The organism is Flavobacterium sp. (assembly GCF_031381455.1).
Taxonomy (GTDB): domain Bacteria; phylum Bacteroidota; class Bacteroidia; order Flavobacteriales; family Flavobacteriaceae; genus Flavobacterium.
In genome coordinates this window covers 32,891-59,048 of record NZ_JANMXZ010000044.1, presented here as the reverse complement: position 1 = coordinate 59,048, position 26,158 = coordinate 32,891, and the positions used below count along the sequence as shown (strand labels likewise).

The window sequence follows — 26,158 nt, the reverse complement described above, 5'->3', positions numbered from 1 at the left end:
TATTTTGCCCAATGACCATTCAGAATATTCATGATTTATTTTTAAAGTGCAGCAAAGTCTCAATTGATACAAGAAAGATTGAGCCAAACTCTTTTTTTGTTGCTATTAAAGGCGAACGCTTTGATGCTAATACTTTTGCCAAAGAAGCATTAGAAAAAGGAGTAAGTTATGTAGTCATTGATAACGCTGACTATTATATTGATGACAGAACTATTTTGGTAAAGGATAGTTTGGAAACACTTCAAGCCTTAGCCAAGTTTCACAGACAATTTCTTAATCTTCCCATTATTGCTTTAACGGGAAGTAATGGTAAGACAACCACCAAAGAATTAATCAATGTGGTGCTTTCGAAAAAATTCAACATAAAAGCAACTGTCGGGAATTTAAACAATCACATTGGTGTTCCGTTAACCTTATTATCATTCACTGCCGAAACAAAAATTGGAATTGTAGAAATGGGTGCCAATCACCAAAAAGAAATTGAATTTTTATGTGAAATTGTCCAACCTGATTATGGTTATATTACCAATTTTGGCAAAGCACATCTCGAAGGTTTTGGCGGAGTAGAAGGCGTAATAAAAGGGAAAAGCGAAATGTATAGGTATCTAAAAACACACGACAAATCGGTATTTGTAAATCTTGATGATGAAATTCAGAAAGAGAAAACGGAACATTTCCACAGAATTACATTCAGCCAAAAAGATAATAATGTCAATGTTTTTATAGATGATGTTACGGCAAATCCTTTTGTTAAAATCAAAACTTTAGGCATTGAAATCAATTCCCATTTAATTGGATTGTATAACGCTACTAATCTCAATGCTGCAATTGTTATCGGTTATCATTTTGAAGTTCCTACGGATGATATAAAAGCTGCCATTGAGAGTTATATTCCTGAAAACAATCGTTCTCAACTATTGACAAAAGGGTCAAATGAAATTATATTAGATGCTTATAATGCGAATCCGAGCAGCATGCTGGTGGCGTTGGAGAATTTTATACAGTTGGATAAAACTAATAAATGTATTGTCATTGGCGACATGTATGAGCTTGGAGAAGAAAGCCTGGCTGAGCATAAAGCCATCGTCAATTTTTTGAATCAAAATAGTTCTTTTGAATGTCACTTTGTTGGTAAAGATTTTTTTGCGAACACTATTCAAAAAGAGAACTTCCATTTTTATAACACCTTCGAGGATTTTACTAAATATCTGGTATCAGTTAAATTGGAACATAAAACGCTTCTTATAAAAGGTTCCAGAGGAATGGCTTTAGAGCGGACTTTGGAATATTTATAAAATAAAACGCCATAAGAGACTAATAATTATCTTTTCTGAATTGCAAGATGATTTATCTCAGACTTTTAATTATTAAAATTTCTATCAAATAAATGAGGATAATTGAATATAAAAATGGATTACTGTTATATATTCATTTTTTCTAGAATTTTAAAATTTAATTTGGTCAATCCGAAAATAATTCAGAAGTTTGACAAATCAAAATAAGAGACGATGAATTTAATGGTTTGCAATATATGTATGATGATGTGTAGTTTTACACAGAGGTTTGCTATTGCATAATTTTAAATTTTAAAATATATACAATGAAACCTCTGCAAACCGCAGAGGTTTTTTTGTTTCAATAAAAAAACAACTATAAATGAATTCTCAAATAAATAAAATTATGATGTGTTGTTGTATGATGTGCTTGTGCGCACCTCCTTGCTATTATCAAAAGCGAACGACCTTATCATAGTGTAATCCTATTGTAAAAGTCCTTTTGATATAAAACTCAAAAGGACTTTTTTATTTTCAGTACGTTATAAATTAAAAATAAATACAATGCAAAATCAATTTTTAGAAAGTTTGGATAATCAGACCAATATTGAAGAAAGCCTGAAGAATCTTTCCAAGCAAGTAAGCGGGAAGATTGTTTTTTCTACAAGTTTTGGAATAGAAGATCAGGTACTATCACATATTATATTTCAAAATAAAATTGAAAATATTGAAGTATTTACTTTGGACACAGGTAGACTTTTTCCGCAAACATATGCTGTTTGGGACAAAACGCTTTTACAATACAAAGCAACTATTAAAGCATACTATCCAAGCAACGAAAAAGTAGAAAATTATGTTAATGCAAACGGAATAAATGCATTTTATAATTCGGTTGAATTGCGAAAAGAATGTTGTTTTATCCGAAAAGTGGAACCATTGAACAGAGCTTTGAAAGATGCTTCTGTCTGGATTACCGGTTTGAGAGCAGAACAATCAGACAACCGAAGTGACTTAAAAAAAATAGAATGGGATGAAGAACGGCAACTCTACAAATACAATCCATTATTAGATTGGACAACTGAAGAAGTTGTGAATTATCTCAAACAAAATGGGGTTCCTTATAATACACTCCACGATGAAAACTTTGTTAGTATTGGTTGCGCGCCTTGCACAAGAGCTACACAACAGGGAGAAGATTTTAGAGCAGGACGATGGTGGTGGGAAGATAAGTCAAAAAAAGAATGTGGATTACATCGATAATTAAAAAATTAAATGCAATGTCAAATACAAATCATTATTTAGAACAGTTAGAAAACGAAGCAATCTATATTCTTCGAGAAACCGCAGCTCAATTTGAAAAACCTGCTCTTTTGTTTTCGGGAGGAAAAGATTCAATTGTGTTAGTTCATTTAGCATTAAAAGCGTTTAGACCGGGTAAATTTCCATTCCCATTAGTACATATTGATACAGGTCATAATTTCCCTGAAGCTATTGCTTTTAGAGATTATTTGGTAAATCAAATTGGAGAAGAATTACTTGTAGCATCAGTTGAAGATAGTATTAAAAAGCATAATCTAAAAGAAACCACCGGACGATTTCCATCAAGAAATTCACTTCAAACGTATGCTTTACTTGAGATTATTCAAGAAAATGAATTTGATGCCTGTATCGGTGGTGCTCGTAGGGATGAAGAAAAAGCAAGAGCAAAAGAACGAATATTTTCGGTTAGAGATGATTTTGGACAATGGAATCCAAAGTTGCAACGCCCTGAATTGTGGGATATTTTGAATGGAAAGATACAAAAGGGAAATAATGTCCGTGTTTTTCCAATAAGCAATTGGACTGAATTAGATGTTTGGAATTACATTCAAAAGAACAATATCGAGCTACCAAACTTGTACTTCGCTCACGACAGAGAATGTATAGTACATCATGATAAATTAGTGGCAACCTCAAAGTTTATTCAACCTTTAGAAGGAGATACTGTTGTTGTTGAAAAAGTGCGCTACCGAACAGTTGGAGACATGACTTGCACTGCTGCTGTTTTATCAAATGCTACTACCATTCAAGATATTATTGATGACATTATAATTACAAAAATTAGCGAAAGGGGACAAACTCGTTTAGACGATCAACTTTCGGAAGCAGCAATGGAAGATAGAAAAAAACAAGGATATTTTTAAAAACAAAACAATGAATACATTAAGATTTATAACCGCAGGAAATGTTGATGATGGCAAAAGTACGCTAATAGGTCGATTACTTTACGATTCTGATAGTATTCACACAGACCAGTTGGGTATTTTACAAAAACAGACCAAGCTAAAGAATGTAGATATTGATTTATCATTGATTACTGATGGTCTTCGTGCAGAAAGAGAACAAGGAATTACGATAGATGTAGCCTATAAATATTTTGCTACCAAAAAAAGAAAATTCATTATTGCTGACGCGCCAGGACATGAGCAATATACTCGTAATATGATTACAGGAGCTTCCAATTCTGATGTAATTATTGTTTTGATTGATGCCCGAAAAGGTATTACAGAACAAACTAAACGTCACGCCAGCATTGGTTCGTTGATGGGAATCAAAAAGATAATTGTAGCAGTTAATAAAATTGATTTGGTAGATTATTCTCAATCAATATTTGAGCAAATTAAAGCCGACTTTGAAAAATTGAAATCGGAATTAAACTATAACGAAATCCACTATATTCCTATAAGTGCATTGGCTGGAGATAATGTAGTAACCGTTTCAGAAAATACAAACTGGTATGATGGGGAACCATTATTAGCTATTTTGGAAAAAATAAATTTAGATACTACTAAAGATTTAGATGCTCGTTTTCAGGTGCAGTTAGTTATACGCCCAAGAGATGAAGAAAATCACGATTATCGAGGTTATGCTGGTTTGGTATTAAGCGGGATTTATAAAACCGGAGACACGGTAACTATACTTCCAGCTCATTTGGAAACTAAAATTGAAAAAATTGAAAAAAATCTACAAGAAGTAAGTATTGCCGTTGCTGGTGATAATGTAGTGCTTCATTTTGAAAACAATATCGACATCAGTCGTGGAGATACAGTTGTTTTATCAAATAAACTACCAACAGAATCTAATCAAATTAAAACATGGATTTCTTGGTTAGACAACACGCCACTTAATTTAAATAAGACATATTTACTACAACACCGATTTAGAAATGTTAGAGTAAAAGTGCAAAAAATAGAACAAAAATGGAATGTTAACGATTGGAAATTCACCCAATCAGACGAAATTAAGTTAAACGACATTGCTCAAATAACCATCAAAACTAGTCAGTCTTTATACTTTGATTCTTTTGATGAAAACCCAAAAACGGGCAATGCGATTTTAATAGACGAAACCACTTTCAATACTGTTGGATCCTTAATGTTTTTATAATATGTCATACACAATCTACATAAAAAATCAAGAACGGGTTAAAAGTCCCATTGATAAAAAACAAGTCGAAAATTGGATTGATGAACTAGTCAATTGGTTATTTGACATTAATCAGGAATATAATAATTATAGATTTTTTCAAAATAAAGAAAGACTAATTCATATACAATTGCAAGACATCTTAGCAAAAGTAGTTGACGATACTGATGAAATTATAGTGTGTTCTAATTATTTTTTTGATCAAATTGAACATTTGCATTATGTTCTCAATAACGATTTAGAAACAATTTTCAATTCTGACCCATCTGCAAAATCAAAAGAAGAAGTTCTCATTGCATATCCTGGTTTTTTTGGTATTACAGCTTATAGGATAGCAAATGTTTTTTGGAAATTGAACATACCAATTATTCCAAGAATCATTTCGGAATATGTGCATAGTCGAACAGGAATAGACATACATCCTGGTGCTGAAATAGGTGAAAATTTCTTTATCGACCATGGGACAGGAATTGTAGTAGGAGAAACTACGAAAATTGGCAATAATGTAAAGATTTATCAAGGCGTAACCTTAGGTGCATTATCGGTTTCAAAAGACCTCGCTTCTACAAAACGACACCCAACCCTTGAAGACAATGTAACCATTTATGCTAATGCTACGATTCTTGGCGGAAGTACCATAATTGGAGCAAATTCTGTAATAGGAGGTAATGTGTGGCTAACACAATCTGTGCCTCAAAATTCATTGGTGTATCATAAAAGTGAACTCGAAATAAAAAAACAAAGTGATTTCCCGGAAGCTTTGAATTACGTTATATAAGATAAAGCGTGATGTCAATCACCAAAAAACATTGGGAAGAGAAACTTAAAAAAAACGAAAATGAAAAATAGTTTAGGAAAAGTAATTTTGGCTGGTGCCGGTCCAGGCGATCCTGATTTAATTAGCGTCAAGGCATTAAAATGCTTGCAAACTGCGGATGTGATATTAACAGACCGTTTGGTTTCACCAATTTTAATCGAAGAAAATGCCAAAAAAGATGCTATTGTAATTTATGTTGGTAAACAATGTTCAAAAGGAATTCATACACCACAAGAAGACATCAATGAATTAATGGTGAAGTTTGCGCTTCAAAACAAATTGGTTTTACGATTAAAAGGTGGCGATTCTTGTTTGTTTTCAAACATTTTAGATGAATTAGAAGCATTAGTCGCCAACAATATTCGTTACGAAATCATTCCCGGAATTTCCGCTGCCTTTGGTGCGGCGGCATACACAGGAATACCATTAACGGCTAGAGGATTTTCTCGCGGTGTTCGATTTTTAACCTTGTATGATTTAAAAAATGTTACTAAAAATCAGTGGATAGATTGGTCAGAAACCGAAGACACCTTGGTGTTTTACATGTCAGGACAAAAGCTTTCTACTTTAACTAACTATTTATTAGATAACCATATCAATCATAATAAAGGTTTAGCTGTAGTGCAACAAGCTACTACTCCAAATCAAAAAACGCAAATTTTTAGTTTTGCAGCACTTTCAAAAAAGAACTTGCCAGACTTTGAATATGTGCCAACACTAATTATCATTGGAAATGTGGTGAATCTTCATGAACAATATAATTGGTTTAAAGAAAGTAATACTAAAGATTCCTATTTCGATAATCATAAAACACTATACCAAGATGCTGTCTGAAACTAAATTAGCGTTGTTGCACCAAATTATCCAAAATGCAACTGCCGAAGAAATCATATGGACTAAAGGCTATTTGGCTGGTTGTTTAGATAGAAATTTAAACGATTTATCTAATTCAAATCAACCATTGCTTTCAGCTGTGTCTGTCAAACCATTAATTATATATGGAACAGAAACCGGGAATTCCAAAAAAGTAGCTATTCAATTATTGTCAAATTTTAAGAAAAATAAAATTCAGGCAAAAGCCATCGATGTATTTCAATATGATACTGCCAAATTAGATAAAGAAAATTTGATTTTGTTTGTAATAAGTACACAAGGAGAAGGTGAATTTCCACAAAATGCTCTTGCTTTTTATGACTATTTGAAAGCGGCCAACATCAATTTAAACAATCTTTCGTTTGCTGTTCTCGGATTAGGCGATACTTCCTATCCACTATTTTGTAATGCAGGTGTCTTGTTGGATGAAGTTTTAGTTGAAAAAGGAGCCAAAAGATTACTGCCTTTAGCGAAAGCCGATTTAGATTTTGCCGATACGGTAACGGCGTGGGAAAATGATTTGAAAAGCGTATTTCAAAATCAAGATGCTGTAAAAACAGAAATTAAGGCTATCGTGCCAAAGTTGAATCATAAAAAAAATTACACAGGACAAATCAGTCACAAAATAGTTTTAAACGATAGAGAATCTAATAAAGAAACCTATCATATTGAAATAACTTCAAATGATGAAATAGTTTATGAGCCTGGAGATGCTTTGGGAATTATTCCAAAAAACACACCTGAAGATGTAGCATTTATTTTAAATTATTTTGAAACGAATGCCTCAAAAAAAATAAAAATAAAAGAAGAAAATGACAGTGCTCAAGAATGGTTACTAAGGCGAAATATAAGAGGATTAAGCAAACGGATAGTAGATCAAATCGCACTATTATTAGAAACTAATTCTATTGAAGAAAAAGCGGATTTGATTACCGTTTTAAAACAAAACAAAAAGCCAAAAAAGGCAAAAATAGAAGCGTTACTTGAAATTTTATTGCCCGTTGCACCACGATTATACTCTATATCATCCTCTTTAGAGGCACATGACGGACAAGTTCATTTAACGGTAAATTTAAATAAGTTTTCCAAAGATAATATAGAAAAAACAGGTTTTGCATCACAGTATTTGGCCGATTATCCTTTGCATACAGAGCTAGAATTTTACATCCACAAAAACAATAATTTCCGATTACCTTCTGATGAAACTGATATTATTATGATTGGTCCGGGAACTGGAATTGCACCTTTCAGAAGTTTCATTTCTCAAAGAGATGTTACTGGTGCTGAAGGAAGAAATTGGTTGTTTTTTGGAGAACAACATTTTGTTTCCGATTTCTATTATCAAACCGAAATTCAGGAATGGATTGGAACCGGAATTTTAACAAAATTAGATACAGCATTTTCTCGTGATCAAAAAGAGAAAATATATGTGCAAGATAGAATCCGTGAAAAAGCCAATGAATTTAACAATTGGCTGCAAAACGGGGCAAGTTTATACATCTGCGGACAAAAAGCCCCGATGAGTATTGATGTAGAAGCAGCAATTATAGAAGTTATTGCTAACGAAAGAAATATCTCCAACGATGCAGCAAAACAAGTTTTAGAAGATTTAGAAGCTGCAGGAAAATATCAAAAAGACGTATATTAAATTATAGAAAAAATGAGTGAAAAATTATCTGCTAATGAAGCAATGAAGACCCAAAGTGACGGTCTTAGGGGAACATTAAAAGAAAGTATTGATTTAGATAATCATACCGGAAGTGTACGGCCAGATGATGAATTTTTAGTGAAATTTCATGGCATGTATGTGCAAGACGACCGTGATCGTAGAGCTGAAAGAATAGCAAAGAAATTAGATAATTTGTATTCCTTTATGATTCGTTTGCGAATTCCGGGCGGTGTAATTTCTGCTGAACAATGGATGGCAACTCATGAAATTTCAGAACAATACGGAACAGGAACTTTAAAAATAACAACACGACAAACGGTTCAATTGCATGGGTTATTAAAACATCAACTACGCCCAACTATTCAGGCATTTAACACGGCCAAGTTAGATTCAATTGCAGCTTGTGGCGATGTAAATAGAAATGTTATCGCAAGTTCACATCCACAAATTTCGCCACTTCATAAACAAATACATGCTTATGCGGATAAAATATCAACCTTATTACTCCCAAAAACACAATCGTATTATGAAGTTTTTATTGATGGAGAAAAGATATATGAACGTTCTTCTGAAGCTGATCCATTGTATGAAGACCGCTATTTACCGCGGAAATTTAAAATTGCCATCGCGATTCCGCCAAGTAACGATGTAGATGTATTTACTAACGATATTGGTTTGATAGCCATTATTGAGAACAACCAATTAAAAGGATTTAATATTGCTATTGGCGGTGGTTTAGCAAGAACTCACGGAAACCCGAACACTTATTCTCGTTTAGGAAGTATCATTGGCTTTACCGATACCGAAGAAAAAACGTTAAAAGTAGTTTATGAGATTTTAACCGTGCAGCGCGATTTTGGTAATCGTGTAGACAGAAAATTATCACGACTAAAATACACCGTTGATAAATTGACGGTTGAAGGTTTCAAAAAAGAAGTAGAAAATCGCATCGGATTTGAATTAGAAGCTGCTAAACCTTTTAGTTTTAGTGAAAGAAGTGACCGTTTTGGTTGGGAGAAAAATCATGAAAACAACTGGTTTTATACATTGTTTGTAGAACATGGAGTTGTAAAACCAGATCAAAAGCAATTCTTAATAGAATTAGCACAACTAAAAATATCAAACTTCATTTTTACAGGAAATCAAAATTTAATACTGGGTGAAATTGCGGATTCAGATAAGCAAAAAGTAGAAGCTTTATTAAAAACGCATGATATTGAAAAGCAAGTAAGTGCTTTGAGAAAAAACTCTATGGCATGTGTCGCATTGCCTACTTGCCCATTGGCATTAGCTGAAGGACAAAGATACTTGCCCGAATTAGTAACCAAAATTGAACCTATTCTACAAAAATACAATCTTACGAATGATGAAATATCAATCAGAATGACAGGTTGTCCCAATGGTTGTGGTCGTCCTTATGTGTCTGAATTGGGTTTTGTTGGAACTGGTCCGGAGCAATACAATTTTATGTTAGGCGGCGACAGATATGGAGAGCGTTTGAATAAATTATATAAAGAAAAACTAACGGAAACCCAAATTTTAGAAGAAGTAGATTTTTTATTTAAACAGTATGTGAATGATAAAAATGAAAATGAAACTTTTGGAGATTATGCTTTTAGAAAAATTGTAAATTAAATATGATGCATAAAATTTATACAGTTTGTTTTTTACTAGTTTCAATAACTGTTTTTTCGCAAAGTGAAAAAGAGGTTAAAAACCAACAAATAGTATGGTATACTTATAATATAAGTTGGAAATTAAATAATAATTGGCAACAAATAACAGATGTTAGCGAAAGACAGTTTATTAATCCTACTGCACAACATTTATGGTCAATAAGAACAATTTTTAAAAGAGGTATTAATAATAACTGGGATTTGGGATTTGGAGGAAGTTTATTTATAAGAAAATTAAATGATCCCTATAAGACGAGTCAATTAATTGTTCCCGAATTAAGGCCTCACATAGAATTTAATAATACGCAAAAATTAGGATTTGGGATATTAAATAGTCGTTACAGAATTGAAGCACGATTGTATCAAAACACAAAAGATGGAGCGCTTTCGGATGGTTATTATTTTAACAACTTCAGATTTAGATATCTTTTAGGATGGACTTTTCCAATAATTAAAAACAAGAGTTCATCAACCGAAACTGTATTTGTAAAAATTCAAGATGAAATTATGGTAAATGCAGGTAGTAAAATTGTTCGAAACACATTTGATCAAAACAGGATTTACTTTGCGTTAAACTATAAAATTTCAAATAAATTTTCAATAGAAACAGGTTATTTAAATTCTTTTCAACAGCAACCATCAGGGGATGAATTTTTAAACAGAAACATTTTAAGATTAACTGTATTTCAAAAAATAGATTAAAAAAATGGAGAGCACAAACACCTTATTTCCAGTTTTCTTAAAAACAGAAACGGCACACTTTCTAATTGTTGGCGGTGGCAATGTTGGTTTAGAAAAAACGGAAACATTGCTTAAGCAAAACCCTAATGTTAAAATTACCATTGTCGCTACCTATTTTCATGACAATCTAAAAGAAATTATTCAGAAATATAATAATGTAACAGCTATAGAAAGAGTTTTTGGTGAAGATGACTTAGTTGGTAAAGATTATGTCATTATTGCCACAGATAAACCCGAAGTGAATAGAGCAGTTAGAGAATTAGCTCGTTCAAAAGGAATTAAAGTAAATGCCGCTGACCAACCAGCATTATGTGACTTTTATTTGGGTTCTATTGTTAATAAAGGAAGTTTGAAAATTGCCATTTCTACTAATGGTAAATCTCCCGTTTTAGCACGAAGAATGAGAGAATATTTTACCGAAGTAATTCCGGATAATATAGAAAACAATATCGAATCATTAAATCAACTAAGGTCTAATCATAAAGGTAATTTTCAAGAAAAATTAGCCGATTTGAATAAAATAACAAGCGTAATCAATGGAAGTAAAACCAAAAAAACAGAAAGAAATGTAAAAAAACTAGTATTGGATATCACGATACTCTTTATGGTATTCTTTATAGGTTTTGGATTGTCAAAATTTATTTCATACGATGATATCTTATTACATGCCAAGAATATTCCAAACGCTTTTTACGGGATGTTATTAGTTGGTTTCTTTGCACAACTAGTCGATGGTGCAGTTGGTTTAGGTTATGGAGTTACTTGTGCTACGAGTATGATGCTATTAGGAATTAATCTTCCTGCAATAAGTGGAAGTATACATACTGCAGAAATGTTCTCAAGTGGCATAAGTGGATACTCTCATTATAAATTTGGTAACGTAAATAAAAAATTATTTTATTGGCTTGCAATTCCGGGAGTTTTAGGTGCGATATCGGGTGCTCTTTTATTAATCTATTTAGGAAATAAATATCAAACCATTACTTATGCCTTATTATCTATTTACACAATGAGTATTGGTATTCGCTTAATAATTATTGCTTACAGAAAAGTAAGCAAAAAACAAAAAGTAAATCATGCTGGAAGTTTGGGTTTTACTGGAGGTTTTTTTGACGCTTTTGCTGGCGGTGGTTGGGGACCTATAGTAACTTCAACATTATTGGCGAAAGGTAGAAAATCAAGCTATGTGGTAGGCACGGTGAGTTTAGCCGAATTTTTTGTAACATTAGCTGCTGCCATAACTTTTTTTAGTTCACTTGGTATTAGTCATTGGTATATTATTCTCGGATTGATTCTCGGAGGAAGTATTGCTGCTCCATTAGCTGCAAAATTAGCTGGTAAATTGCCTCAAAAAACGGCTTTACTTTTTGTAGCTTTTTTGGTTATTGTTTTCAGTTTAAGAATATTAGTTAAAATAATGTAATATGAAAATAAAACTAAAGCGCTTAAATGAAGATTTTCATTTTCAAGCACTAAATGAACGCGGACATCAAATAGAAATTGACAGCCGTAAAGAATTTGGAGGTAACGATTTGGCACCAAGTCCAATGGAATTACTACTAATGGCTGTAGCTGGTTGTTCTGCAATTGATATAATTTCTATTTTAAAAAAACAAAAGCAGCAAATCGAACTTTTTCAAACAGAAGTGGATGGTACCAGAGTAAAAGTAGGGGAGGCAACTCCTTTCAAAGAAATAAGCCTCACCTTTTTTTTAGAGGGAAAAATAGAACCTGGCAAAGCAGTAAAAGCAGCCCAATTATCCTTTGAAAAATATTGTTCGGTTGCCAAAACAATTGAACCAACTGCCACCATTAAATACAAAGTTATTTTAAACAACATAGAACTATGAAATTTGACGAACATTTCGAAACCAATGCTATAAGAACGCAAATCGAGAGAACACAATATCTTGAGCATTCCGTTCCTTTATACTTAACATCAAGTTTTATTTTTGAAGATGCCGAAGATATGCGAGCGTCTTTTGCTGAGGAAAAAGATAGAAATATTTATAGCCGATTTAGCAATCCGAACACTTCAGAATTTGTAGAAAAAATATGCGTTATGGAAGGTGCTGAAGATGGTTTTGCCTTTGCAACAGGAATGGCAGCAGTTTATAACACTTTTGCCACATTACTGAATGCAAACGATCATATCCTTTCTGCAAGCAGTGTCTTTGGATCTACGCACACGTTGTTTACTAAATATTTTCCAAAATGGAATATAACAACTTCCTATTTCGACATCAATAAACCTGAAACAATTGAAAGTTATATTCAGCCAAACACCAAAATTATTTATGCCGAATCGCCAACAAATCCAGCAGTTGATATTATTGATTTGGAAGTCTTGAGTGCTATTGCTAAAAAACACAAACTCATTTTAATAATTGACAATTGTTTTGCAACACCTTATCTTCAAAATCCTATACAATTTGGAGCCGATTTAGTAATACATTCTGCTACAAAATTAATAGACGGACAAGGAAGAGTTATGGGTGGTGTTGTTGTTGGGAAACAAGAATTAATAAGAGAAATTTACTTGTTCTCAAGAAATACAGGTCCGGCATTATCTCCTTTCAATGCATGGGTGCTTTCAAAAAGTTTAGAAACGCTAGCCGTTCGACTTGATAAACATTGTGAAAATGCGCTAAAAGTTGCTGAATTTTTAGAAACAAATGCAAATGTACAATTGGTTAAATATCCTTTTCTAAAATCGCATCCCCAATATCAAATTGCTAAAAAGCAAATGAGGTTAGGCGGAAATATTGTTGCATTTGAAGTAAAAGGCGGAATAGAAGCCGGAAGGTCTTTTTTAAATAAGATAAAATTATGTTCACTTTCAGCTAATCTCGGAGATACAAGAACCATTGTTACGCATCCTGCCTCAACAACACATAGCAAATTAACAGCAGAAGAACGATTGGCGGTTAGTATAACCGATGGATTGGTAAGAGTATCGGTTGGTTTAGAAACGGTTTCTGATATTATTTCCGATTTAGGGCAAGCTTTAGAGAAGGCATAAACAAACGATTGCAATTTGTAACTGTTTTATATATGGGCGATGAAGGATTGACTTCGTTGATCCTTTTTTGGGAACCCTGAACATTTGATATTAAGAGGAGGACTGCCAGTGGCAGTCAGGTATTTTTATCAAACTTCTTTGCTTTATTGATTGGGATTAACTTCGTTGATCCCGTTTTTGGGAACCCTGAACAAGAAAACCAAAACCTGTTTTGCAACAGGTTTGTTTTTTTATTCCCCAAACCTTACGAAAGTTAACTTTCGACGCTTTAGGGAATAAAAAAACCGTCTCGTTAAAAAACGAGACGGTTTTTATTGTGGGCGATGAGGGATTCGAACCCCCGACCCTCTCGGTGTAAACGAGATGCTCTGAACCAACTGAGCTAATCGCCCTGAATGCGAGTGCAAATATAGACTACTTTTTTGATATTGCAAACATATTTGAAAAAAATTATAAAATTTCTGCAACTACAAATGTGCTTCCGCCCACATAAATAAAGTCATTTTCATTGGCATTTTTCTTCGCGGCCTGATAAGCATTTGATACTGAAATGTATGTTTGACCGATGAGATTAAATTCAGCAGCTTTTTCCTTTAAAATAGCCTCATCTAAACCTCTAAAATTATTTGGTTTGCAGAAATAATAAATAGCATTTCTCGGAAATAAAGGCAAAATTTCATCTAAGTTTTTGTCATTGACTAATCCCAAAACGATATGCAATTGGTCGTATTTTTCCTTTTTTAACTGATTGATGATTATTTTCAATCCATGAGCATTATGGGCAGTATCACAAATAATGGTAGGTTTCTCTCCAAGTTGCTGCCATCTTCCTTGTAAACCGGTGTTTTTAATCACATTTAAAAAACCATTTTTAATATCCGTTTCGGATATAGAAAGCAAGTTTTTGTCCTGCAACACTTTTATAGTTTGTAGAACCGTTTTTTTATTCTGAATCTGATAATCGCCAAGTAAAGCGGAAGGATAAGTTTCTCCAATCAAATCGGAAGCAAAATATATTTCGGACTGCGTTTCATTGGCTTTCGCCAAAAAGACTGGCTTTGTTGCTTCAACATATTCGCCAATAACGACAGGAATGTTTGGTTTGATGATTCCGGCTTTTTCAAAAGCAATTAATTCTAAAGTATCACCCAAAAATTGTGTATGGTCCAATCCGATATTAGTGATAACCGAAACCAATGGCGTAACGATATTAGTTGAATCCAATCGTCCGCCCATGCCGACTTCAATAATGTTGATATCGGTTTGTTCCTTTACAAAATACTCAAAAGCCAATCCAACACTCATTTCAAAAAAACTCAACTCATTGGCTTCAAAAAAAACTTTGTTCTTGTTTATGAAATCAGTTACATATTCTTCTGAAATTGGTGTTCCGTTGATGGCAATTCGCTCACGAAAATCTTTCAAATGTGGCGACGTATACAAACCAACTTTGTATCCGGCTTCTTGTAAAACCGATGCTAATAAATGGGAAGTTGACCCTTTTCCATTGGTTCCGGCTACGTGAATGCATTTCAAATGGCGTTCAGGATTTCCTAAATGTTTTGCTAACAAAACAGTATTGGTAATGTCCTTTCGATACGCCGTGGCACCTTGTGTTTGATACATTGGCAATTTGTTAAACATCCAATCAAGCGTTTCTTTGTAGTTCATAATTTTCGGAAAAAAATTGGCGGTCAATATACTTTTATACGTTTTTTTTCGTTTATATTGTGATGCGTATTCGAAAGCACAAAATTGAAATTATTTTCAGAATTAATTGCTATAAATTAGATAAATATGATAAGCACTTTTTTACAATTACAAGCTGACACCTTAGCTCAAGCACTTCCTACAGTAGACAAAGCAAATGCTGCTTTAACCAATGAAGTTTCGGTTTTAGAATTCATTTTCAAAGGTGGTTTGTTCCTTATTCCAATTGCAATTTTGTTATTTTATACTATCTATCTCGTTTTTGAGCGCTATTTGTATATCCATAAAGCAGCCAAAATCGATAATCATTTGATGAAAGATATTCGCAATCATTTGAATAATTCGAATATTGAAATGGCGGTTTCTTCTGCCGAAAGAAGTGGTAATGCTCAAGGCGCAATCATAAAAGAAGGTGTATTAACGATTGGAAGACATATTGGAGAAATAGAAGGCAATATGGAGCGAGCAGCTAATATCGAAATTGGCTATATGGAAAAGAAATTAGGACAATTAGGACTGATTGCCGGTATTGCACCAACACTCGGATTTATCGGAACTATTTCGGGAGTTATTAAAATTTTCTATAGTATTTCAGTAACCGAAGATATTAGTATCGGAAATATTTCCGGTGGATTGTATGAGAAAATGATTAGTAGTGGTGCCGGTTTGATTGTTGGTATTATTGCCTATAGCGCCTATCACTTATTCAATGGAAGAATTGATGCCTTTTCATTATCGATTCAAAAGCAAGTATTAGAATTTGTAAATATAATTCAACGACCAAATGGCCATAAAGCGAAATAAACGATTTCATGCAGAAGTCGCCACATCTTCGTTGAGCGACATTATGTTTTTCCTGTTGTTGTTTTTCTTAATCATCTCGACCTTGGCAAATCCAAATGTTATCCGAATGACATTGCCAAAATCGAAAACCAATGAAAAGACAAACAAGCAACTTATCACGTTATCGGTAACCGATGAAAAAAGATATTTCATTGACAAAGAAGAAGTGCTTTTGGATCAATTGGAAACCAGATTACTCGAATTAATGGATCCTGAAAAGCAGCAAACGGTAATCATTAGAATTCCGGCTACATTGCAAGTACAAGACTTGGTAGATGTATTGCAAATAGGAGTGAAGAACAAATTGAAGTTTGTTATTGCTACGAGTCCAAAATAAGGTTATATAATTAAATAGTTTAGCTCATGAAACTGAAAACTTTACTGTTGATGGCATTTGTAACGGCATCAACTTTTGCACAAGACACCGAATTTAAATTTTCAAAAGACGGATTGACCGATTTTATTGTAACCATTTATGATGGTGCTGCTAAAGATACTTACACTAGAGCACAAGCATGGGTAAAAGATAATGCTAAGAAAAACTTTGTTGTGGTTTCTGCTGTCGAAGGTGAAAAACTTACCATTGAAGGAACTAAAGAGAATTTCTTGTGCAGTAAAGCAGGAGGAACAACGGTTTGTACTTCAGCTACCTTTACCATCGAAATAAATTTTAAAGACGGAAAATATAAGTTTGCTGCTCTTGGCTTAACTGAAAAAGCGAATAATTCAGCAAATACTACTGTCCATAATCTGGATGATTTTTCAGAGTATTATGATAAAGATGGTACGTTAAAGAAGTATAAAGATGAAGTGCCTGCAGCTTACGAAACACTTTTCAACGATTTGAACAAAAGCCTGATTGCCTTTATGGATAAAAAGAAGAAGGCCGAAAACTGGTAAACTTTTCAAATTAATAGAAACAAAAAATCCCGATTGTGAAATTGGGATTTTTTTATGTTTAATTCAAACTGAAAGTATAAATTATCTTTCCAACTTGCTTTTCCGGGGCGTTGCTATCAGGTTGCCATTTCGTATTCATTGCAGCTATTTTGGCTTGGTCAAGCAAACATTTTGCTGTGTTGGTTGTTCCTTGAACTCCAGCTGTAACACTAATGGTGTTCCCATTTCTATCTACAGAAACCTGAACTGCAACTCTACCTTGCTCTTGACACGTATAATCTGGTTGCGGTTTACTTAATGCTTTTCGGTTGCCCAATGAATAACCTGAACCACTTCCGTTTCCGCCACCGTTTCCGCTGCCATTTCCTGAACCAGTACCCGAACCACTTCCTGAACCTGAACCCGAACCGTTTCCGCCGCCCGAACCTGTTCCGCTTCCGTTACCATAATAACCGTTTGAGTCTAGATTTCCGTTGGCACTTCCTTTATTACCACCTTTTGTATCATTTCCATCGCCGCCTTTATTACCAAGAATACTAGACAAAGCATCATCAGCATTTTTAGAAACCTTTGGCTTTACAATTGCTGGTTTTACATCTTTTTTGACAGGAATGGGTTTTACTTTAATGTTATCTTTTTTCGGCATAACAACCTCGTTATCAGCATTATCATCCGAAATAACGTCTTCGTCAGCTGTTGCTACTGTTGTCGCTTTGACTTGGTCTTTTACATTCAGGACCTCACTTTTGTAGTTATCGCCCATACCAAAATCGCTATCGCCAAAGTTCATTTCGATGCCGCCACCGCCACCGCCGCCCATGATTTTCATATCGGCTGGAGGCCAAAAACGCAATAGGAAAAGTAAAAGAATTAACAAAGTATACACTACAGTTGTAATGGCTAACGATTTTTTGTCATCTTCAGTTAGTTGAAAACTCATAGCTTTTTTCTTTTGTTCGTTACTAAATATAACGCTTAAAAATACAAATTATTGTGTAATTGCAACAGATATTTTTTATTAAACCAATTGTTTCAGAGCAATTTCAAAAGCAGTTGCACTGATATTTTTTTTGTCTGCATGCAAATTGTGTGCCTTTTCTAATGCCGTTTTTATAGTTTCAGAAATGTCATAGAAGATAGCTTCATCAGTCATCTGTACTTTTGCCTCCATAAAGTAGGCAAATACTCTAGCCATTCCACAGTTTGAAATAAAGTCGGGAATCAAACTTACTTTGCTGTCGGTTTCTTCCATAATACTTCCAAAGAAAATTTCTTTGTCGGCAAAAGGCACATTAGCACCACACGAAATTACTTCTAAACCATGATTAATTAAGTTGTCGATTTGGGCTTTGGTTACCAATCTTGATGCTGCACAAGGAGCAAAAACATCAGCACCTAATGTCCAGATTTTTTGATTGATTTCCTCAAATGATATCATGTTTTGTGCTACCAATTTGTTTCCGTCTTTGTTTAAGAACAATCTTTTAATTTCTTCAAATGTGTAACCCTCTTCGTTTATGATTCCGCCATCACGATCGATGATACCGACAATTTTGACTCCCATTTCGGCAAGATAGAAAGCTGCAGCGGAACCTACATTTCCAAAACCTTGTACGATGGCTTTTTTGCCTTGTACATCGCCACCATAAATATGATAATAATGACGAACCGCTTCGGCAACGCCATAACCCGTAATCATATCGGCAATAGTGTATTTGCGTAACACATCCGGAGAGAATTTTGGGTTTTCGATTACCTTGATTACACCTTGACGCAATTGCCCAATTCTATTGATTTTATCAGCTTCAGTAGGTTTGAAATGCCCATTAAAAACACCTTCTTGTGGATGCCACACACCACATTCTTCGGTAAATGGAATAACTTCGTGAATCTCGTCAACATTCAAATCACCACCGGTACCGTAATAACTTTTTAACAATGGAGAAACCGCTTTATACCAACGTTGTAAAACGCCTTTTTTGCGCGAATCATTTGGGTCAAAATTAATACCCGATTTTGCACCGCCAATCGCCGGGCCTGAAACTGAAAATTTAACTTCCATTGTCTTGGCTAACGATAACACTTCGTTCATGTCCAATCCTTTTCTCATTCGGGTTCCGCCGCCAGCAGCACCGCCACGAAGCGAATTAATTACGGTCCAACCTTCGGCCTCGGTTTCGGAATCTTTCCAGTTGAATACTATTTCGGGTGTTTTATCTTCGAATTTTTTTAATAATTCTTTCATTCTGTTATTAGTTTGTTTACTTCGTCAGTTCGACCTTATGGTCTCGTGTATGCTGCAAATATAGGAAATACGATTAGCATAAAATTATAGTCCGCTTAAAATAAACCCAGCAGAATGATCATTTTTTGCGCCAGTAACACTACTCAAAACATTGATTTCACCACGTAATTTTAAAACGCCAAGCAGCGCAAAAATCAAAGCTTCTTTGAATTCAATAGTTTTTTTATCGGGAATGATTATTTCAAGTTGAGGTAAGTGTAACTGCATTCGTTCCATCAAAAAATCATTATAGGTTCCGCCACCAGTTGCTAATAGTTTTCGTTTTTCATTGCGAGTTTCGAAGCAATCTAAAGCCACAGCAGTTTGGATGGCAATATGTTCAGTGAACGTGTGCATCTTATCTTCGATTGACATAGTGTATCGTTCTATCAATGGCAAAACAGTCGTTTTCACAAATTCAAATCCGAGTGATTTTGGAAACGATTTTTTGTAATAATCCAATCTATTCAATTCATTCAATAAATCAGTATTGAGTTTTCCTGAACCCGCAATTTTCCCTTTATCATCATAATCCAATCCGAGTTGATTTGCATAAAAATTCAGAACGGTATTTACCGGAGAAATGTCAAAAGCGATTCTATTCCCATTTTGCTCAAACGAAACATTAGAAAAGCCACCTAAATTCAAACAATAATCATATTCTGAAAACAAAATTTGGTCACCAATAGGAACCAATGGTGCGCCTTGTCCGCCGAGCAAAACATCTTGCACTCTATAATCACAAACAACAGTCTGACCAATACCTTTTGCGATTTTAGGAAGATTTCCAATTTGAAGCGTAATGCCATTTTGTGGCTGATGCAGAATGGTATGTCCGTGAGAACATACTGCATCAAGGTTTTTCAAATCATGTTTTTCGATAAATGTTTTGATAATATTTGCCAAAAGAACGGTATAATCTTCATTCAGTTGCTGCAATTCTGATTCTGAAAAGTCAACGGCAATTTTAAGTTTTTCCAACCAATCCTTGTTATAAGAAACCGTTTCGGCTTCAAGAATTTTGAACCTCCATTTATCATCAACTATCGAAAAATGAATGTGTGCCAAATCGATCCCGTCAAGCGATGTGCCTGACATTACTCCGATAACATTGTAGGTTTCTTTAAACATTGGCTAAATTTACGAAAACGTTTGAAATTTTAACTTTTATATTCTATTTTTGCTCACCAAAATTAAAGAAACAACAAACACAAATCTTCATAACTATGGATTTTAATTTGAACGAAGAACAGTTAATGATTCAGCAAGCAGCGAGAGATTTTGCTGTAGCAGAGTTATTGCCTGGCGTAATTGAAAGAGACGAACATTCCAAATTCCCAACGGAACAAGTGAAAATGATGGCGGAATTAGGATTCTTAGGAATGATGGTGGATCCAAAATATGGTGGCGCAGGATTAGACAGTGTTTCTTATGTTTTGGCCATAACCGAAATAGCTAAAGTGGATGCTTCGGCAGCGGTTATCATGTCGGTAAACAATTCTTTGGTTTGTGCGGGAATGGAAAAATATTGTTCGGAAGAACAAAAAATGAAATATTTAGTGCCTTTAGCAAAAGGCGATGTTATAGGAGCATTTTGCTTATCTGAACCGGAAGCGGGAAGTGATGCGAGTTCACAAAAAACTACTGCCAAAGATATGGGCGATTACTATTTACTAAACGGAACTAAAAACTGGATTACAAACGGCGGAACTGCTTCGACTTATTTAGTGATGGCACAAACTGATGTAGAAAAAGGACACAAAGGAATCAATGCTTTTATCGTAGAAAAAGGTTGGGCCGGATTTGAAATTGGTCCAAAAGAAAAGAAGATGGGAATCCGCGGAAGCGATACTCATTCACTTATGTTTAGCGATGTGAAAGTTCCAAAAGAAAACAGAATTGGTGCTGATGGTTTCGGTTTTAATTTCGCAATGAATGTTTTAAACGGAGGAAGAATCGGTATTGCTTCTCAAGCTTTGGGAATTGCAACCGGTGCTTATGAATTGGCTTTAAAATATTCGCATGAGCGTAAAGCATTTGGCAAAGAAATTTTCAAACACCAAGCCATTGCGTTCAAATTAGCGGATATGTATGTGAAAATTACGGCTGCTAAACTTTTGATTATGAAAGCCGCTTGTGAAAAAGATGAAGGAAAAGACATTGCGCACTCAGGTTCAATGGCAAAATTATATGCTTCGGAAATTGCTTTGGAAGTTGCCAATGAAGCGGTTCAAATTCATGGTGGAAACGGTTATGTTGCCGAATACCACGTAGAGCGAATGATGCGTGATTCTAAGATTACGCAGATTTATGAAGGAACTTCGGAAATTCAAAGAATTGTAATTTCTCGTGGATTGGTATAATTTTTTTTCTTATATTTGAGAACAATAATTCTTAAAATTTAAAATTAATAATCACTAAACCCTTTCAGCAATGAAAGGGTTTTTTGATTTGAAAAAATTACTATTTTTACCTAATGTATGAAGAACTAAAATACTGGTATTTACGTGATCATAAATTGTTTTGGACATTGAGTATGTCACAAATCAAACAATTGTGCATTATCACAGGTTTTAAGAAAGCCAAAAAAGGCGATGTTATTTATTTTTCTTCTTCTGATGTGCCACGTGTTTTTTTACTCAAAAAAGGCAATATTAAAATTGTTTCTATCGATGAAGACGGAAACGAGACCATCAAAGATATTATACAAAAAGGCGATTTGTTTGGCGAATTAGAACTCGAAAACGACAGAAACTCTAATGAGTATGCCAAAGCTTTAACCGATGAAGTTGCTATTTGCAGTTTTTTGATGTCGGACTTTGAAGATTTGTTGTTGCGTAATCCTAGTCTAGCATTGTCTTATACCAAGTTCGTTGGTTTGAAAATGAAACGCATCAAAAATAATTATGCCAACTTAATTTCCAAAGATGCGAAAACGCGATTGCTCAGTTTTATAAAAGAATGGGCAGAACGTGATGGGAAACAGGAAGGAAACCGTGTTGTTATCGAAAATTACCTTACACAAAACGATATTGCCCAAATTATTTGTACTTCGCGCCAAACCGCTACGTCATTGCTAAACGAACTGGAAGGGAACGGATTGATGCATTATGGAAGGAAAGAGATTATTATAGAAGATATTTCGAAATTATAATATTTTTCACCCCAAATGTAAACTACCCGACATTTTCCCGTTTCATATAGATTTAGCTTTGTAGTATCAAAATAAATCGATCATGAAAAAGCTAATTCTATTTCCAATTTTATTCCTGATTTTGTCTTGCCAAGTAGAAGGCGAGTTAACGCACACTTTGGAAAACAGCGTTCCAATTACTCCAGCGGCTATGCTAAAATACCATGGAACTTTTGTGCCAACAAATGGGATTGTAGTTTCTGGCGAAGCCAAAATTTATCTAGAAGGCACTGAATACAAAGTGCAGTTAGAAGATTTTAGTATTTCAAGCGGTCCCGATTTAAAAGTTTATTTATCAAAAGCCGCAACGCCAACAGATTTTGTCAACCTCGGAAATCTGACTTCTCAAACGGTTTATCCAATTCCGTCATCTGTAAACATTGATGATTATTCTCATGTGCTTATTCATTGTCAGCAATACAGTCATTTGTATGCTGTGGCGGAACTAATTCAAAATTAGAATTATGAAAAAGTTAGTTTTGATAGTTGTACTATTTGTAAATAATGCGTTTTCTCAAGGTTGCAGTGATGCCGGAATTTGTTCCATCAATCACGGTTTTACTACCGAAGAAAAAAGTTTTAAAAACCATATTGAAATTGCTGCAATTTTTGGCACAGGTGAATCGGATGTTCGTTATGTTTCACCTTATGTTTTGTATACCAAACGGTTCAATGATAGCTTTTCTTTTACCAGTAAAGTCACTTTTTCTATGGCACATGGAAGTTTTGGCACCAGAAGTCAATTTGGAGATGCATTCTTAATCGGTAATTATACTTTCAAAGAAAATAACAAAAAACAATGGGGCGCTTTACTAGGTTGGAAATTTCCTTTTACGGCTTCTAATTTAAAAATTAATGGTTACTCGTTACCATTGGATTATCAATCGAGTTTGGGAACGGTAGATTTGTTTTTGGGAACTAATCTTAGTTATAAAAAATGGGATTTTAATGCGGCACTTCAAATTCCGGTGTTTAATCTGAATAAGAATTCTTATTTCAAAGAATATGGAAGAACGGATGATTTTCCATCTACGAATTTGTTTGAACGAAAATCAGATGCTTTACTAAGAGCAACCTATTCGATAAAAACACCCAATAAAAAATTTACATTCAAACCCAATATTCTCTTAATTTATCATTTGGGTGAAGATAGTTTTGAAAACATTCTTGGACAAAGAGAAAGCATCAAAGGTTCTGACGGTTTAACCATAAACGGAAACTTGATTACATCATACAATATAAGTAAACAAAGCAGTTTGGAGCTTTCATTGGCAACACCATTTGTAGTTAGAGATGTTCGCCCTGACGGATTGACCAGAAGTTTTGTTGCCGGACTTCAATACCGATATTCATTTTAGTAATAATCTTTTTTGCCATAAATGTAAAGTAGCAGACAAAGGCAATTTTTTACCTGATATATCTTTGTCTTATAAAAAAATAACTAAATTTAACAATCATGAACAAACAAATTTTAATTTTATTAGTTGCCTTTATTTCGGCAACAACTTTTGGACAAACTGCTTCGAAAAGGATAACCGAATTTAATTTGGATAAAAAAGTAGCCATTCAAGGATATGATCCTGTAGCTTATTTTACGCAGAAAAAAGCGGTGAAAGGCAAAGCGACTATGGCATCAACTTATGAAGGCGTGATTTATAATTTTTCTTCGCTAGCTAATAAAGAAACATTTGCTAAAAATCCTTCAGGCTACGAACCGCAATATGGTGGCTGGTGTTCTTATGCAATGGGTGCCAACGGAGAAAAAGTTGAAGTTAATCCGGAAACCTTCAAAATCGTAGATGGAAAATTGAATTTATTCTACAATGCGTTTTTTAATAACACTTTGAAAAGCTGGAATAAAGATGAGGTCAACCTGAAGAAAAAAGCGGACGCGAACTGGAAGAAGTTTATTAACTAGTGTTCAGTCGCAGTTTTCAGTGTCACCCATAGAAGTTTATGCTGAGCTCAGACGAAGTGCATTCGAAGGGCTTTAAAAAAATCAATTTAATTAAAATCTAAACAATGAAAAAGGCATTATTCACTTGGATTGTCAAACTAATAGCGGTAATCATCCTTGTACAAACTTTATATTTCAAATTTACCGGAGCAGAAGAAAGCGTTTATATTTTTACTAAATTAGGTATTGAACCTTTTGGAAGAATTGGTTCAGGAATAGTTGAATTGATTGCTTCGATTTTAATTCTCATTCCACGAACTACTTTACTTGGCGCATTATTAGGAGCAGGAACCATGCTTGGTGCTATTTTTTCACACGTATTTGTGTTGGGAATTGATGTAAAAAATGATGGTGGAGAATTATTTATTTTGGCAATAATTACTTTACTTTGTTGTACGGTGTTAATCATCCAAAACAGAAATAAGATTCAGGATTTGCTAAGGTTTAAAATATAAAAAACTGAGATATTATAAAAATCGTAATTAAGTTATAAAAAAATATGCTCATATCCTCTTTGCACAAAACCTTAAATGAATTAGAGTTGTTGTTAAATCAACTTTCTAATGATGATTTTACCATGCCATGTAAAGGTTTGAGTAATTCAACAATTGGTGAACACACGAGACATATAATCGAAATGTTTCACTGTTTGGAAAATCAATATGAAAATGGCGTTGTGAATTATGATAGAAGAAATCGAGATTGCCGAATCCAAACGGATACTCATTTTGCGTTGCAATGTCTAGCTGATATCAGAAATCAATTAGAAAAAGACAATAAAAAATTACTGCTTGAACAAATTGTTGATGAAGAAGAATTGCACATCGAAAGCAATTATTACAGAGAGTTATTGTACAATTTGGAGCATTGTATTCATCATCAAGCTTTAATAAAAGTGGCAGTTTTGCAGTTGGAGCATTTGAAAATTGATCCTGATTTTGGAGTTGCACCATCTACAATCGAATACAGAAGACAATGTGCACAGTAAGTTTTGTCAATGCCAATGGCAAAATCATCATCACTTCTAATCGTGATGAAAAAACACTAAGACCAAATGCCATTGAACCCAAAAATTATGGCATCAACAACAAAAAAATCATCTTTCCAAAAGACAAAAAAGCCGGCGGAACATGGTTTGCTATTGATGAGCATTCTACTATTTTAGTGCTTTTAAATGGTGCCGATGAAAAGCATATTCTTAAAGAAAGTTATCGAAAAAGTCGCGGTTTGATAGTATTAGAATTAATCAGCAGTAAATCAGCTATTGCGGAATGGAAGAACATCGATTTAGAAAACATTGAACCTTTTACATTGGTACTTTTTGAAAATCAAAAGCTTTATCAATTGCAGTGGAATGAAATTGATAAGAATACGAAAGTATTAGATACCAATCAAAATCACATTTGGTCTTCCTCAACCTTGTATTCAAAAGAAATCAGAGAAAAAAGAGCCAATTGGTTTTATACTTTTCTGTCCCGAGGCTTCGGGAACAAGCCAGAAGTAAATGCAGATGAACTATTTAATTTCCACCGCTATACCGAAGAAGAAAACACCGAACATGGATTGGTTATTAACAGGAATGACACCTTGAAAACCTTGAGCATCACCCAAACAGTTATCGAAAAAAATAAAGTTGCAATTCATTACAATGATTTGATTGCCGAACGGGATTTTTCCAATACCTTTATTTCCGTCTGACAACTCATAACTCATAACTTATAACTATTTGCGACT

The 26,158-nt window shown here is 34.1% G+C and carries 27 protein-coding genes and 1 tRNA gene; 23 read left to right on the top strand and 5 right to left on the bottom strand.

The genetic code is table 11. The features are described 5' to 3' along the window. The first annotated feature begins 11 nt into the window (after positions 1–11). From murF to RMN97_RS11150, 12 genes are all read left to right on the top strand, one after another. A complete protein-coding gene (gene murF / locus RMN97_RS11205; RefSeq protein ID WP_309614609.1) occupies positions 12–1,295 on the top strand; it encodes a UDP-N-acetylmuramoyl-tripeptide--D-alanyl-D-alanine ligase in 1,284 nt (427 codons plus the stop codon). Positions 1,296–1,838: 543 nt separating this feature from the next. Continuing rightward, on the top strand, positions 1,839–2,534 hold the full coding sequence (locus RMN97_RS11200) for a phosphoadenylyl-sulfate reductase (RefSeq protein ID WP_309614608.1): 696 nt from the start codon (positions 1,839–1,841) through the stop codon (positions 2,532–2,534). A 17-nt stretch (positions 2,535–2,551) separates the two neighbouring features. Then, positions 2,552–3,457, top strand: coding sequence for a sulfate adenylyltransferase subunit CysD (cysD, locus tag RMN97_RS11195; protein WP_309614607.1), 906 nt, complete (start codon positions 2,552–2,554; stop codon positions 3,455–3,457). Positions 3,458–3,467: 10 nt separating this feature from the next. Then, positions 3,468–4,700 carry a GTP-binding protein gene (locus RMN97_RS11190; RefSeq protein WP_309614606.1) on the top strand — a complete coding sequence of 411 codons (1,233 nt, stop codon included), beginning with the start codon at positions 3,468–3,470 and terminating at the stop codon, positions 4,698–4,700. 1 nt (position 4,701) lies between these two features. Then, the gene (epsC, locus tag RMN97_RS11185) at positions 4,702–5,517 is read left to right on the top strand and encodes a serine O-acetyltransferase EpsC (protein WP_309614605.1); all 816 of its coding nucleotides are present in this window, start codon (positions 4,702–4,704) and stop codon (positions 5,515–5,517) included. A 60-nt stretch (positions 5,518–5,577) separates the two neighbouring features. Continuing rightward, a complete protein-coding gene (gene cobA, locus RMN97_RS11180; protein WP_309614604.1) occupies positions 5,578–6,390 on the top strand; it encodes a uroporphyrinogen-III C-methyltransferase in 813 nt (270 codons plus the stop codon). Beyond that, entirely contained in the window at positions 6,305–8,077 is a 1,773-nt protein-coding gene (locus RMN97_RS11175; protein WP_309614603.1) for a flavodoxin domain-containing protein, read from the top strand. The genes cobA and RMN97_RS11175 overlap by 86 nt, the downstream gene beginning before the upstream one ends. Before the next feature lie 12 nt (positions 8,078–8,089). Further along, positions 8,090–9,733, top strand: coding sequence for an NADPH-dependent assimilatory sulfite reductase hemoprotein subunit (locus RMN97_RS11170; RefSeq protein ID WP_309614602.1), 1,644 nt, complete (start codon positions 8,090–8,092; stop codon positions 9,731–9,733). 2 nt (positions 9,734–9,735) lie between these two features. Further along, positions 9,736–10,476, top strand: a complete 741-nt coding sequence (locus RMN97_RS11165) for a DUF2490 domain-containing protein (protein WP_309614601.1) — start codon at positions 9,736–9,738, stop codon at positions 10,474–10,476. A gap of 4 nt (positions 10,477–10,480) precedes the next feature. Then, positions 10,481–11,938: a TSUP family transporter gene (locus RMN97_RS11160; RefSeq protein WP_309614600.1), complete on the top strand. Its 1,458-nt coding sequence runs from the start codon at positions 10,481–10,483 to the stop codon at positions 11,936–11,938. Between the two features lies 1 nt (position 11,939). After that, positions 11,940–12,365 (top strand): OsmC family protein, encoded by a 426-nt coding sequence (locus tag RMN97_RS11155; protein ID WP_309614599.1) that lies wholly within the window; start codon positions 11,940–11,942, stop codon positions 12,363–12,365. Further along, a complete protein-coding gene (locus RMN97_RS11150) occupies positions 12,362–13,537 on the top strand; it encodes an aminotransferase class I/II-fold pyridoxal phosphate-dependent enzyme (RefSeq protein ID WP_309614598.1) in 1,176 nt (391 codons plus the stop codon). The genes RMN97_RS11155 and RMN97_RS11150 overlap by 4 nt, the downstream gene beginning before the upstream one ends. A 317-nt stretch (positions 13,538–13,854) precedes the next feature. On the opposite strand, the gene RMN97_RS11145 is transcribed toward RMN97_RS11150, so the two are convergent. Further along, positions 13,855–13,929: transfer RNA gene (locus RMN97_RS11145), tRNA-Val, on the bottom strand. Between the two features lie 58 nt (positions 13,930–13,987). After that, positions 13,988–15,208 carry a folylpolyglutamate synthase/dihydrofolate synthase family protein gene (locus tag RMN97_RS11140; protein WP_309614597.1) on the bottom strand — a complete coding sequence of 407 codons (1,221 nt, stop codon included), beginning with the start codon at positions 15,206–15,208 and terminating at the stop codon, positions 13,988–13,990. Positions 15,209–15,337: 129 nt separating this feature from the next. Here RMN97_RS11140 and RMN97_RS11135 point away from each other — a divergent pair, with 129 nt between their 5' ends. Genes RMN97_RS11135 through RMN97_RS11125 form a run of 3 tightly spaced genes read left to right on the top strand, consistent with a single transcriptional unit; the run spans position 15,338 to position 16,990 of the window. Then, positions 15,338–16,051, top strand: coding sequence for a MotA/TolQ/ExbB proton channel family protein (locus RMN97_RS11135; protein WP_309614617.1), 714 nt, complete (start codon positions 15,338–15,340; stop codon positions 16,049–16,051). Next, on the top strand, positions 16,032–16,427 hold the full coding sequence (locus tag RMN97_RS11130) for a biopolymer transporter ExbD (protein WP_309614596.1): 396 nt from the start codon (positions 16,032–16,034) through the stop codon (positions 16,425–16,427). Before RMN97_RS11135 ends, RMN97_RS11130 begins: the two co-directional genes overlap by 20 nt. A 26-nt stretch (positions 16,428–16,453) precedes the next feature. Then, complete coding sequence (locus RMN97_RS11125) at positions 16,454–16,990, top strand: hypothetical protein (RefSeq protein WP_309614595.1); 537 nt, start codon at positions 16,454–16,456, stop codon at positions 16,988–16,990. Positions 16,991–17,048: 58 nt separating this feature from the next. Here the strand turns inward: RMN97_RS11125 and RMN97_RS11120 are convergent, their stop codons facing one another. From RMN97_RS11120 to RMN97_RS11110, 3 genes are all read right to left on the bottom strand, one after another. Next, entirely contained in the window at positions 17,049–17,930 is an 882-nt protein-coding gene (locus RMN97_RS11120) for an energy transducer TonB (protein WP_309614594.1), read from the bottom strand. Positions 17,931–18,008: 78 nt separating this feature from the next. Then, positions 18,009–19,235 (bottom strand): Glu/Leu/Phe/Val dehydrogenase dimerization domain-containing protein, encoded by a 1,227-nt coding sequence (locus tag RMN97_RS11115; RefSeq protein ID WP_309614593.1) that lies wholly within the window; start codon positions 19,233–19,235, stop codon positions 18,009–18,011. 84 nt (positions 19,236–19,319) lie between these two features. Next, positions 19,320–20,405, bottom strand: a complete 1,086-nt coding sequence (locus RMN97_RS11110; RefSeq protein ID WP_309614592.1) for an anhydro-N-acetylmuramic acid kinase — start codon at positions 20,403–20,405, stop codon at positions 19,320–19,322. A gap of 95 nt (positions 20,406–20,500) precedes the next feature. Between RMN97_RS11110 and RMN97_RS11105 the strand changes: the two genes are divergently transcribed. The 8 genes from RMN97_RS11105 (at position 20,501) to RMN97_RS11070 (ending at position 26,122) form a co-directional block, all read left to right on the top strand. After that, positions 20,501–21,637, top strand: a complete 1,137-nt coding sequence (locus tag RMN97_RS11105; protein WP_309614591.1) for an acyl-CoA dehydrogenase family protein — start codon at positions 20,501–20,503, stop codon at positions 21,635–21,637. A gap of 113 nt (positions 21,638–21,750) precedes the next feature. Next, positions 21,751–22,428: a Crp/Fnr family transcriptional regulator gene (locus RMN97_RS11100; RefSeq protein WP_309614590.1), complete on the top strand. Its 678-nt coding sequence runs from the start codon at positions 21,751–21,753 to the stop codon at positions 22,426–22,428. Between the two features lie 82 nt (positions 22,429–22,510). Continuing rightward, positions 22,511–22,927, top strand: coding sequence for a DM13 domain-containing protein (locus RMN97_RS11095; protein ID WP_309614589.1), 417 nt, complete (start codon positions 22,511–22,513; stop codon positions 22,925–22,927). Positions 22,928–22,931: 4 nt separating this feature from the next. Beyond that, on the top strand, positions 22,932–23,825 hold the full coding sequence (locus RMN97_RS11090; RefSeq protein ID WP_309614588.1) for a hypothetical protein: 894 nt from the start codon (positions 22,932–22,934) through the stop codon (positions 23,823–23,825). Positions 23,826–23,923: 98 nt separating this feature from the next. Continuing rightward, on the top strand, positions 23,924–24,385 hold the full coding sequence (locus RMN97_RS11085; RefSeq protein WP_309614587.1) for a YHS domain-containing (seleno)protein: 462 nt from the start codon (positions 23,924–23,926) through the stop codon (positions 24,383–24,385). Positions 24,386–24,489: 104 nt separating this feature from the next. Beyond that, entirely contained in the window at positions 24,490–24,879 is a 390-nt protein-coding gene (locus tag RMN97_RS11080) for a DoxX family protein (protein ID WP_309614586.1), read from the top strand. Between the two features lie 44 nt (positions 24,880–24,923). After that, positions 24,924–25,412, top strand: a complete 489-nt coding sequence (locus RMN97_RS11075) for a DinB family protein (RefSeq protein ID WP_309614585.1) — start codon at positions 24,924–24,926, stop codon at positions 25,410–25,412. Further along, on the top strand, positions 25,400–26,122 hold the full coding sequence (locus RMN97_RS11070; RefSeq protein ID WP_309614584.1) for an NRDE family protein: 723 nt from the start codon (positions 25,400–25,402) through the stop codon (positions 26,120–26,122). The genes RMN97_RS11075 and RMN97_RS11070 overlap by 13 nt, the downstream gene beginning before the upstream one ends. Positions 26,123–26,158 lie beyond the last annotated feature (36 nt).